11 protein-coding genes and 1 pseudogene are annotated in these 10,036 nt (G+C 74.6%); 6 read left to right on the forward strand and 6 right to left on the reverse strand.

Features of this window, described 5'->3' with window-relative positions:
• The first annotated feature begins 289 nt into the window (after positions 1 to 289).
• Positions 290 to 973 carry a response regulator transcription factor gene (locus tag BU198_RS03845; RefSeq protein WP_188295397.1) on the forward strand — a complete coding sequence of 228 codons (684 nt, stop codon included), beginning with the start codon at positions 290 to 292 and terminating at the stop codon, positions 971 to 973.
• Positions 970 to 2,121 carry a HAMP domain-containing sensor histidine kinase gene (locus BU198_RS03850; RefSeq protein WP_317619949.1) on the forward strand — a complete coding sequence of 384 codons (1,152 nt, stop codon included), beginning with the start codon at positions 970 to 972 and terminating at the stop codon, positions 2,119 to 2,121. The genes BU198_RS03845 and BU198_RS03850 overlap by 4 nt, the downstream gene beginning before the upstream one ends.
• Before the next feature lie 284 nt (positions 2,122 to 2,405).
• Here BU198_RS03850 and BU198_RS03855 read toward each other — a convergent pair whose 3' ends face one another.
• Together BU198_RS03855 and BU198_RS03860 are read right to left on the reverse strand one after the other, a co-directional pair.
• Positions 2,406 to 3,062: a maleylpyruvate isomerase N-terminal domain-containing protein gene (locus BU198_RS03855; RefSeq protein WP_188295398.1), complete on the reverse strand. Its 657-nt coding sequence runs from the start codon at positions 3,060 to 3,062 to the stop codon at positions 2,406 to 2,408.
• Between the two features lie 99 nt (positions 3,063 to 3,161).
• Positions 3,162 to 3,683, reverse strand: a complete 522-nt coding sequence (locus BU198_RS03860; RefSeq protein ID WP_188295399.1) for a hypothetical protein — start codon at positions 3,681 to 3,683, stop codon at positions 3,162 to 3,164.
• A gap of 499 nt (positions 3,684 to 4,182) precedes the next feature.
• Here BU198_RS03860 and BU198_RS03865 point away from each other — a divergent pair, with 499 nt between their 5' ends.
• Positions 4,183 to 4,971, forward strand: a complete 789-nt coding sequence (locus BU198_RS03865; RefSeq protein WP_188295400.1) for a hypothetical protein — start codon at positions 4,183 to 4,185, stop codon at positions 4,969 to 4,971.
• Between the two features lie 26 nt (positions 4,972 to 4,997).
• On the opposite strand, the gene BU198_RS03870 is transcribed toward BU198_RS03865, so the two are convergent.
• The 3 genes from BU198_RS03870 to BU198_RS03880 form a co-directional block, all read right to left on the reverse strand.
• Positions 4,998 to 5,558: a hypothetical protein gene (locus BU198_RS03870; RefSeq protein WP_188295401.1), complete on the reverse strand. Its 561-nt coding sequence runs from the start codon at positions 5,556 to 5,558 to the stop codon at positions 4,998 to 5,000.
• A 126-nt stretch (positions 5,559 to 5,684) separates the two neighbouring features.
• Positions 5,685 to 6,059: a hypothetical protein gene (locus tag BU198_RS03875; protein ID WP_188295402.1), complete on the reverse strand. Its 375-nt coding sequence runs from the start codon at positions 6,057 to 6,059 to the stop codon at positions 5,685 to 5,687.
• Positions 6,060 to 6,244: 185 nt separating this feature from the next.
• The gene (locus BU198_RS03880) at positions 6,245 to 6,670 is read right to left on the reverse strand and encodes a carboxymuconolactone decarboxylase family protein (protein ID WP_223243895.1); all 426 of its coding nucleotides are present in this window, start codon (positions 6,668 to 6,670) and stop codon (positions 6,245 to 6,247) included.
• A gap of 275 nt (positions 6,671 to 6,945) precedes the next feature.
• On the opposite strand from BU198_RS03880, the gene BU198_RS03885 reads away from it, so the two are divergent.
• The gene (locus BU198_RS03885) at positions 6,946 to 7,545 is read left to right on the forward strand and encodes a hypothetical protein (RefSeq protein WP_188295403.1); all 600 of its coding nucleotides are present in this window, start codon (positions 6,946 to 6,948) and stop codon (positions 7,543 to 7,545) included.
• Positions 7,546 to 7,580: 35 nt separating this feature from the next.
• Here the strand turns inward: BU198_RS03885 and BU198_RS03890 are convergent, their stop codons facing one another.
• Positions 7,581 to 8,684: an NADH:flavin oxidoreductase/NADH oxidase gene (locus tag BU198_RS03890; RefSeq protein WP_188295404.1), complete on the reverse strand. Its 1,104-nt coding sequence runs from the start codon at positions 8,682 to 8,684 to the stop codon at positions 7,581 to 7,583.
• 148 nt (positions 8,685 to 8,832) lie between these two features.
• Here BU198_RS03890 and BU198_RS03895 point away from each other — a divergent pair, with 148 nt between their 5' ends.
• On the forward strand, positions 8,833 to 9,321 hold the full coding sequence (locus tag BU198_RS03895; protein WP_188295405.1) for an NUDIX hydrolase: 489 nt from the start codon (positions 8,833 to 8,835) through the stop codon (positions 9,319 to 9,321).
• 160 nt (positions 9,322 to 9,481) lie between these two features.
• Positions 9,482 to 10,036: pseudogene (locus BU198_RS03900) on the forward strand (hypothetical protein); the annotation flags it as partial.

The following is a 10,036-nucleotide window of genomic DNA, read 5'->3' on the forward strand; positions in this document are numbered from 1 at the left end:
CGCGCCGACCAGGGCCAGCACCGCCGCCGCCGAGGCGCCCGCGGCCAGCCGCCGCCGCTTGCCCCGCGCCGCCGCCGTCCCTGCCGTCTCCGTCTCTGCCCGCGCCGCCGCCCGGTCCGTCGTGCCCGTCGTCTCCGTCGCGTCCATTCCTGCCTCCTGCGTGTTTCGTTCGGTGCAGGACCATTGGAGGAAACGCGGTGTTGCGAGGACGTCTGCGCAGGCCGATACGTTTTCGATAGGCCCCATCGGGTCCAATGGGACGCGAACGGCGACGACGGGAGAACAGCGCGTGCGGGTCCTGGTGGTGGAGGACGAGATCTACCTCGCGGAGGCGGTCCAGGCCGGCCTGCGGCTGGAGGCGATGGCCTGCGACATCGTCACCGACGGCGACGCGGCGCTGGAGCGCCTGGCCGTCCACAGCTACGACGTCGTCGTCCTCGACCGTGACATCCCCGGCACCCACGGCGACGACGTCTGCCGCAGCATCGTCGGGCGCGGCCTGGGCTGCCGGGTCCTGATGCTCACCGCCGCCGCCCGCCTGAACGAGAAGGTCGCCGGCTTCGAACTCGGCGCCGACGACTACCTCACCAAGCCCTTCGACCTCGCCGAACTCGTCGTCCGGCTGCGCTCGCTGGCCCGCCGCCCGGCCCAGGCCGCCCCGCCCGTCCTGGAGTACGCCGGACTGCGCCTGGACCCCTTCCGCCGCGAGGTCTACCGGGACGGCCGCTACGTGGGCCTGTCCCGCAAGCAGTTCGCCGTCCTGGAGGTCCTGATGACCGCGCGCGGCGGCGTGATCAGCGCCGAGGACCTGCTGGAACGCGCCTGGGACGAGAACGCGGACCCCTTCACCAACGCGGTCCGCATCACCATCTCCGGCCTGCGCAAACGCCTCGGCGACCCGTGGGTGATCCAGACCGTGCCGGGCGTGGGCTACCGCCTCACCGTCCCCGGCGGGGAGGACGGCCCGAGGTGAACGAGCGCGACGACCGTCCCCGTACCGAGCGCCCGCGCCGCCTGACCGCCCGGATGCGCCTGACCCTCAGCTACACCCTCTTCGCCGTCACCGCCGGCCTGCTCTCCCTCGCCGTCGTCTACGTCGGCATGCGCTACATCCCGAACTACCCCCTCACCTCCTCCAACCCGCGCTACCGCTCCGACGCCCCCTCCCGCCAGGAGATCCTGGACTCCCTGCTCAGGGCCGGCGGCTACGCCCTGGCCCTGCTGACCGCCGTCGGCATGGCCGGCGGCTGGCTGATCGCGGGCCGGGTGCTGCGCCCGCTCCAGGACATCACCGGCGCCGCCCACCGCGCCGCGAGCGGGGCACTGGAGCACCGCATCGCCCTCACCGGCCCGCGCGACGAGTTCACCGACCTCTCCGACGCCTTCGACGAGATGCTGGCGCGCCTCCAGCGCTCCTTCGAGGCCCAGCAGCGCTTCGCCGCCAACGCCTCCCACGAACTGCGCACCCCGCTGGCGATCACCAACACCATGCTCCAGGTCGCCGCCGCCGACCCGGCAGGCCAGGACTGGGGAAAGCTCGTCGCCCGGCTCCAGGACACCAACCGGCGCGGCATCGAGATCAGCGACGCCCTGCTCCAGCTCGCCGACCTCGGCCACGCCCCGCCGGACCTCGCCCCCACCGACCTCGCCGCCGCCACCGAGCAGGCGCTGACCGCCGTCCGCGACGAGGCCGCGGCCCTCGGCGTCACCGTCACCGCCGACCTGCGCCCCGCCCCGGCCACCGGCAACCCCGTCCTGCTGCGCCAGGCGGCCGTCAACCTGCTGCACAACGCGCTGCGGCACAACCTGCCCGGCGGCGGGCAGGTCACCGTCACCACCGGGCCCGACCCGCGCCGGCCCGGGCGGGTGCGCCTCACCGTCGCCAACACCGGCCCGCGGCTGACGCCGGAGGCCGTGGCCACCTTCACCGAACCGTTCCTGCGCGGGCGCGGACGCACCGCCGAGACCGACCCGGCCCGCCGCGGCCACGGCCTGGGGCTGGCGATCGTGGCCGCCGTCGCCGACGCCCACCACGGCGAACTCCACCTCACCCCCGAACCGGCCGGCGGCCTGCGGGTCACCCTCGACCTGCCCGGCACGGGCGGGGGCCCCGGCGTGTGAGGCGGGCTCCGGCCGTTCGGCTCGGGCCGCTCGGCTGGGGCCGGTGCGGGTGCCGCCGTGGACGAGGTCCTGCCGGGTCCGAGTCGTCGTAGAAGGTCACCGGCGCCGAGAACCGGCGCCGCCCGTCCGCGGAGCCGTACATGCCGGTGCCGTAGCCGGGGACCCGGGCAGCCGGGTCCGGAACCGGTCCTCCGCCGCGGGCCGTCGGCAGCCGCTCCGCCGCCCCCCCGCAGGGGTAGGCCTCGGGCCACGGCGGCTCACCCGGGGCGGCTCACCTGGCCCGCTCACCCGAGGAACAGCGGCACCTTCGCCCCGAGCACCCCGAGTCCCGCCCGCTCGGCCTCCGTCGTGGGCCGCCGCCCGGTGCCGACCAGCAGCGCGTCCGCGTCGGGCAGGTCGGCGGGGAACGGGGCCCCGGCGATCCGCTCCAGCAGCCGCCGCGCCGCGGCCGGCCCCTCGGCGGGCGGGCCGGGCACGTGCGGCAGGTGCGCGACCAGGTCCAGGTGGTGCAGCGTCCACTCCAGCACGTACGCGTCCAGGTAGTCGGCGACGGTCAGCACCTGCCCCTGGGTGGCCACCCGCAGGTGCGGATCGGCGAGGGCGGCGGCCCGTCCGGCCGCGGAGCCGACGTCGTCCAGGTGGAAGCGCAGCAGCGCCGGGTCCCCGTACGCGGCGGCCAGCCGTACGGTCAGCGCGGCCAGCGGGTCCTGCCCGTCCGGCGGCCGCGGGTGGACCTCCCAGTACGAGGCGGCGTCGCGGGTCGCCGCCGCGGGGGACGGGGTCACCAGCGTGATCAGCACGTCCTGCGCGTCGACCACCAGATGGCACACCAGATCCCGCACCAGCCAGCCCGCACACCCCGACGGCCGCGCGAAGTCCTCCTCCGCGAGCCCGTCCACCGCCGCCCGCAACGCCGCCCACGACCGTCCGAAGAGCCCCACGCGCGCAAGCTACCACCACCCCCGCCGCAACCCGCCGCGGCAACTGCCCCTCGCCGCACGGGAAGTCGGCCCGGTCGGCCCATCGGCCAGGGAAGCGCCCTACGCGTTCAGGGCGCGTCGGGCCGCACCCGTGAAGGTCCGTACGGCATCCCAGAGGCGCGCGCAGCCGGCCGGAAGGTCCTGCGGATCGCCGGCTCCGCGCAGGATGTCCTCCACGAGACCGAAGACCGTGGTCGAGGCGGGAACCACGGCCAGTGCGGCTTCGGCGACATCGTCGGGCCCTTCCAGACACACGATGTCGAGCGCGGGGAGGAACCGGCGGTGGTAGTTCTCGCGCAGCTCCTCGTGGATCCCGGAGAGCGCGGTGTGCCATTCCGGGTGGGTCGTGCCGCGGAAGAGCGACATCGCGCTGCCGTGCAGGGTCCCCATGGTGTGCACGCAGGCGATGAACTCCATGTAGGCGGTGCGCCGGGCCTGCCGGGTGTGCTCACCGCGGCGTTCGCCGGCGTCCAGTTCCGCTGTGTGACGGGCGGACCGGGCCGACAGGCGGCCGGTGGTCCAGCTCGCGCCGACGGCCGTCACACCGGTGATGGCGGCGAACAGCCATGACGCGTCCCCCATGCGGACCAGTGTGCGGGCGGCCGGGAGGAGGGGACAAGGCCCGCACGTCCCGACGGCCGCGCGAAGTCCTCCTCCGCGAGCCCGCCCACCGCCGCCGTCGTAACCCCGACTTCCCGTCGCCGCACCGGAAGTCGGCCGGGCCGACTTCCGGCGCGTGCGGCCGTCGAGGGCCCGGCGCAGGCGGAGGATCTCCGCGTGGCCTCGGCGAGTTGGTGGTGGACGTCGGGCGGAGAGAGCGGCGCTCCGCCGGTGCGCCGCAGGGCCGCGACCCACTCGGTCTCCTCTGCCGGGCCCACCCCGCAGGCCCGGACGAACTCGATCAGCACCCGCTCGGTGCAGTCCCGTTTACCTGCCAGCACCCCGTGCAGGGTGCTGCGCGGCAGGTGGCTCACCGCGCCCCGCACCGCGCGGGTCTCCAGCTCGCGCAGGGACGGGCTCCCGGCCCGCAGCCGGCCGGCCCGAACTGCGCCGGTCCGAGCTGCCGTAGGCTGCGCGGGTCATGGACACGCACGCCGAATCCGGGCGGAACCGGTACGAGCCCCCGCACGACGCGATCGCCTCCGGCCCGCCGATCCGGCGGCTCTTCCGGGATGTCATCGCCGACCGGCTGCCGGGCCGCAGGCCGCCCCAGGCGGCGATGCTGTTCGCCCACGGGGCCGATCCCTCCTGGGACGAGCGGGGCTTCCTCGGTGACTTCTACAACGAGATCCTCCACCAGGACACCTGCTGGCCCGGCACCGCGGACGGGCTCGGGCTGATCGCGGCCCTGGCCGTCGACGACCGGGTGCCCGCCCGGCACCGGTTCGAGATGGTGCACCTGCTCTTCAGCGCCGCCACCGTGGGGGAGCGCCACCTCGCCGCGAGCCGGCCGCCCGGGCCGCGGCATGCTGACGCCGACAGCGAGGCCCGGGCCCGCATCGCGGTCCGGTCCTGCACGCCGGGCCTGCTGGCCCGCTGGCCGGCCGAATGCCCCGCGGTCCGCCTCGCACTCGCCGCTCTCGCCGTGGTCTTCCCGACGGAGCGCACCCTGCCCGCGCTGGGAGCGCGCCTGCACGGCTTCACGAGCCGGCACCCCCTGGGCACCGACCTCGGCGACTACGTGCGGTTCGTCCTCGTGCTTGCCGCCAGGGACGAGGACCGGATCCTCACGGCGACCGAGAGGTTCACCGACGCCTACTGGACGGGAACGGCGCGCGGAGTGCCGACGCGGGCACGGGCCCTCCACCTCCTCGGCCAGATGCTGACGAGGGTCGGAGCCGGACTCGCCCGGCCGCACGCCGGGCAGTGAGGCCGGGCCGGTGGCCGGGGTAGAGGTCAGCCCGACGTGGACGGGGCGCCGGGGCGGTCCTCCTGTCGCGTGATGGTCTCCGCCCACTGCGGGAACTGCGCCACAGGCACCGCGGCCGAGGCGGCGAAGTCGGGGCGCAGCGCGGCCGCGGGGAGGAACACGGCGCGGCAGCGCCGGCACAGCCAGGTCGCCCGCCACACCTGGTGGAGCTTCTGCCACTGGTCGTAGGTCCGCGGCCACTGGCCGGCCGTGTCACCGCGGCGGCTCCGGTGGTCGGAATGGACCGTGAGCCCGATGCCCAGCAGGATCGCGGCGAGCAGGAACGCGCCGTAGCGGTAGCCGAGTTGGTACGCCATGTCGGAGCTGCCGCCGCCGTCGCCGGAGAACAGCCCACGCAGTCCCAGCAGGCCGAACAGGCCGGCCAGGACGAAGAGGGTGATCGCGGCCCCGGTCGTGCCCCCGGGCTCGGACGGCATCGACAGCAGTTCCCGCGTCGGCGGGTCGAGGGGCCGGTCGGAGTCCAGCAGGGCGTTGCGCACGGCGACGGTCTCGTCCGCCGCGGCGCACGTCGGGCAGGTGACGTTCATCGAGGGGTGACTCCGGAGGTGATGCGGGGTGTACACGGAAGAGCACGTAGTACAGCACAGGGGTCTGACCACCCGTGTGCCCGGCCCCGCGACCGGCAACGGGAAGGCGTCACACCCGACGCGTCTTCAGGCGGGGATCCAGCGGGGCCACCAGCCGGGGACGTTGCCGGCCGGACAGAGACCGCTGTCGCTGACCGTTCCGGGAACGGTGCCGATCCAGGCGAACTGGCACCAGGTCATCGCGAGGAGCGCGAACAGCGCGACGGCGACAGGAACCAGTGAGGAGATCCTCCTGCGGCCCGGCCGCCGGGCAAGGATCCAGGCGGCCCGGTAGGCGGCGAGTGCGACGGCGCCTCCCGCGGCCACGGACAGGGGGAGTTCGTAGGGCCGGACACCACCCCAGTCCACGTACTCGTCCTGGTACGAGCCGCAGTACCTGCGAGCCGCGTCCGAGAGCGCCCACGAGCCGGCCCCTCCGGCCAGTCCGACGAGGGCCACCAAGCAGCCCGGTATACGGCTTGTCCCCGAACGGTCGTCCATCTCCACAAGGACACCCGGCGGCACGCGGTGGTTCCCGGAAGGCGCGCGTCCGGGCCCGGCCCGGGTGCTTCAGCGGCACGCCCTCGGAAGTCCCTTCACCGGAACCTCCCCGGCGGTGTCCAGGAGCGGCGATCGGATGACGGGACTCACCGGTCCGGCGTGAGCGGGAGGAGGCCGCGTTCGGCGAAGACCTTCCTGGCGGTGAAGGTGGCGTTGAGGGCCTTCGGGAAGCCGCAGTAGACGGCGGAGTGCAGCAGGGCCTCGACGATCTCCTGCGGGGTGAGCCCGACGTTCAGTGAGGCGTTGACGTGGACCTCCAGCTGCGGCTCGCAGCCGCCGAGGGCGGTGAGCATGCCCAGGGTGACCAACTGCCGCTCGCGCGGCGGGAGCCCGGGGCGGCTGTAGATCTCCCCGAACCCCCAGGCGACCACCTGGTGCCCGAGTTCGGGGCTGACGTCGCCCAGTGCGTCCACGACCCGGCGTCCGACCTCGCCGTCGATCCGCTCCAGCACCTCCAGCCCGCGCTCGAAACGCTCCTGGCGGGCCTCGGCCTCGTTCGTGGGCATGGTCATCTGCGCTGCTCCTCATCCGTCTTCCGGTCGCCGGCCACCGGCGGCGGCGACCACGGCAGAACCGTAGGACTTGGAGTGCGCTCCACCTCAAGTCCGACACTCTGCCCCGCCTTCGCAGGAAGATTTGCGGCCGGAATGCCCGGAAGTGGGGTCACCTCACCGGGCGGAGCTGAAAGATTTCCTGTGGGCGCACCGTCAGAAGGGGCGGGCGGGCTCCGGGGTAGCGTTGTCCGTCCCGTCCCGTCCCGCCCCGAGTTTCGTGAGAGGGAGCCGCCGTGGCCCCGAACGTCTTCCGCAGTGGCATCGGAGAGCTGCTCCCCGGCCGGGGGCCGGACGGGCTGAGGGTCTGGAGCGTGGCCGAGGCGCCGAGGAGCGCGCTGTACGGCGCGCCCGTCGAGGCCACCATCCTGCTCGAAGGCACCGACGACCTCGACCGGGCCGATCTGCCCCTGGTCGGCGAGGTGCTCGGCAGGGTCGACCACTACCTGGAGGCGGGGCTCCGCTTCGTGCGCGAGGCGGTGGAGGCCGACCCGGCCTTCTTCGGTCTCACCGAAGCGGAGGCGCGGCCCTTCCGCGGCCTGCCCGTCGCGGACTTTCCGCTGGATCTCCCGCAGCTCACCTTCTACCTCGACGAGTGGCACCTGCATTTCGCCGAGGGCCGCCTGCCCATCTGCGACCCCTACGGCCTCGCGGTCGTGTTCGACGGGCAACGGCCGCTGAGGGTGGAGGACTTGAGCGACGCCGAATCCGCCGAATCCGCCGAATCCGCCGAATCCGCCGAATTCGTTGAAACCGTTGAAACCGTTGAAACCGACGCCGACGCCGAAACCGCCGATGCCGGTGGCGTCGACGGCTCGGGGCGGCCGGGCGCCTGAGTCGCCCCAGGCGCCCGCGCGGGGCGGAGCTGGTGTCAGGCGCGGTGGTACGGGAGGGGCGTGGCGACCTCGCCGCCGAGTTCGGCGGCGGCGCGGCGGGCCCAGTAGGGGTCGCGCAGCAGTTCGCGGCCGATCAGCACGGCGTCGGCGTGGCCGTCGGTGAGGACGGCCTGGGCCTGGGCGGGGTCGGTGATCAGGCCGACGGCGGCCACCGGCAGGTCGGTCTCGCGGCGGACGGCCTCGGCGAAGGGCACCTGGAAGCCGGGCGCGGCCTCGATCCGGGCGTCGGGGACGATGCCGCCGGTGGAGACGTCGAGCAGGTCGACGCCGTGGGCCCGGAGTTCCTTGGCGAGGCGGACGGTGTCCCGGGAGGTCCAGCCCTCGCGGCCGTCCTCCGGGTTCTCGGTGATCCAGTCGGTCGCGGAGACGCGGAAGAAGACCGGCAGGTCCTCGGGCCACACCGAGCGGACGGCGTCGACGACCTCCAGCGCGAAGCGGATGCGGCCCTCGAAGGAGCCGCCGTAGCCGTCGGTGCGGCGGTTGGCCGCGGGGGAGAGGAACTGGTGGACCAGGTAGCCGTGGGCGCCGTGGACCTCGGCGACCTGGAAGCCGGCGTCGAGCGCGCGCCGGGCGGCGTCGGCGAACTGCCGCACGATCTCGCCGATCTGCTCCTCGGTCAGCTCCTCCGGGGTGGTGTGGGCGGGGGAGAAGGCCTCGGCGCTGGGGCCGACCGGCGTCCAGCCGTGCTCCTCGCCGGGGGCGACCGGGCGGCCCCGGTCGACCCAGGTGCGCTCGGTGGAGCCCTTGCGGCCGGCGTGGGCGAGCTGGATCGCCGGGACGGTGCCCTGGCTCTTCAGGAAGGAGGTGATCCGGCGGAAGGCCGCGGCCTGCTCGTCGTTCCAGATGCCGAGGTCGTACGGGCTGATGCGCCCCTCGGGGCTGACCGCGGTGGCCTCCGTGATGATCAGCCCGGTGCCGCCGGCGGCGCGGGCCGCGAGGTGGGTGAAGTGCCAGTCGGTCGGGACGCCGGCCGCGTCCCCGTCCGGGACGGCGCTGTACTGGCACATCGCCGGCATCCAGATCCGGTTGGGGACGGTCAGGGCCCGCAGGGTGAGCGGGGTGAAGAGAGAGGTGCTCATGTCGGACTCCCGGAGGGTCGGCGCCAGGGCGAAGAGGCGATCATGCAACTTTTGCAGCTGCATCTACATTCGTGAACAATAGTTGCACGTGCAGACACTTGCAAGGGTGTCCCGCCGGAACACCCTCCCACCTGCGACAATCCCATCCATGATCGACCCCGCAGCCACCAGCACCCAGGCCGCCGAGGCCACCCCGACCGCCGAAGCCACCCCGACTGCCGAAGCCGCCGCAGCCACCGAGGCCGCCCCGCTCACCGTGGCCGCCGCCGCGATCATCCGGGACGGCAGGCTCCTGGTCGTCAGCAAGCAGGCCGCCCCCGAGGTCTTCTACCTCCCCGGCGGCAAGCCCGACCCCGGCGAGGACGCCCTGGCGGCCCTGACCCGCGAACTGCGCGAGGAACTCGGCGCGGCCCCGGTCGGCCCCCGCCACCTCACCGACATCCGCGCCACCGCCGCCCTCGAAGGCGTCCCCATGCTGATGACCGTCTTCACCGCCGGCCTGGACCGCGAGCCCGCCCCCGCCGCCGAACTCGCCGACCTGCGCTGGACCGACGGCCGCGACGACACCCTGTGTCTGGCCCCCGCCGTCCGCGACCACCTGCTGCCCCTGCTGCGCGAACGCGGCGACCTGGCCTGACCGTTCCGGGGCATGAGGGAACGGGCCGGGGGAAGCGGGCCCGGGGTAAGCGGGAGCCGGGGGGAGCGGGGCCGGCGGAAAACCCGTTGGCCCCGCCCGCCGGGCCCGCGATACTCACCCATCGGCGCCGCGACACCGGAGCGCCGGAACGGGGGAGTGCGTGGAGGTCTTCGAGTGCCGGGGGTGCGGGAACGCGCTGACCGCACCGCTGTCGCGGGTCCCGTACCCGGCCTACGCCGGCCTCCACTACGGCAACGGCTACCCCATGCCCGTCCTGATGGAGTCGGGCACCTACGCCGTCGAGGAACACCCAGCCTGGGCGGCCCGCTCCATCGTGATCGCGCCCGGCGACGCCTACGGCACCGCCCTCGTCCAGCGGCGCGAGAACGGCGCCTGCTGCGGCATCGACGGCCGCAACGGCCCGAACGTCACCTGCGCCGGCTGCGGCCGGAAGGTGGCGACCAGGGTCGACGCCTGCTCGCTGTGGCAGGCCACCTGGCTGGAGCCGGAGGCGGTGCGCCCCGCGACCGCAGGCCCCGCCCGTCCGGTCGCCGACTGGGCCGCGCTCACCCGGTGGTGGTGCGCCGCCGAGCTCCGGGACTCCGGGGGGCGGTGGGCGCCGCGCTGGGAGGCGGAGCTGGCGGTGACGCTCGCCCAGCTGGTCGCCGCCGCGGACGGCGCGCCCGTCACCGTCCCCGACGGCCCGTTCGCCGAC

The sequence above is a fragment of the Streptomyces sp. CBMA156 genome, assembly GCF_014596515.1.
GTDB lineage: Bacteria > Actinomycetota > Actinomycetes > Streptomycetales > Streptomycetaceae > Kitasatospora.

Excerpts from the sequence above, each read along its gene's own strand:
- BU198_RS03860 (WP_188295399.1), bottom strand. The coding sequence starts at position 3,683 with ATGGGGGACGCGTCATGGCTGTTCGCCGCCATCACCGGTGTGACGGCC.
- BU198_RS03865 (WP_188295400.1), top strand. The coding sequence starts at position 4,183 with ATGGACACGCACGCCGAATCCGGGCGGAACCGGTACGAGCCCCCGCAC.
- BU198_RS03870 (WP_188295401.1), bottom strand. The coding sequence starts at position 5,558 with ATGAACGTCACCTGCCCGACGTGCGCCGCGGCGGACGAGACCGTCGCC.
- BU198_RS03880 (WP_223243895.1), bottom strand. The coding sequence starts at position 6,670 with ATGACCATGCCCACGAACGAGGCCGAGGCCCGCCAGGAGCGTTTCGAG.
- BU198_RS03890 (WP_188295404.1), bottom strand. The coding sequence starts at position 8,684 with ATGAGCACCTCTCTCTTCACCCCGCTCACCCTGCGGGCCCTGACCGTC.
- BU198_RS03895 (WP_188295405.1), top strand. The coding sequence starts at position 8,833 with ATGATCGACCCCGCAGCCACCAGCACCCAGGCCGCCGAGGCCACCCCG.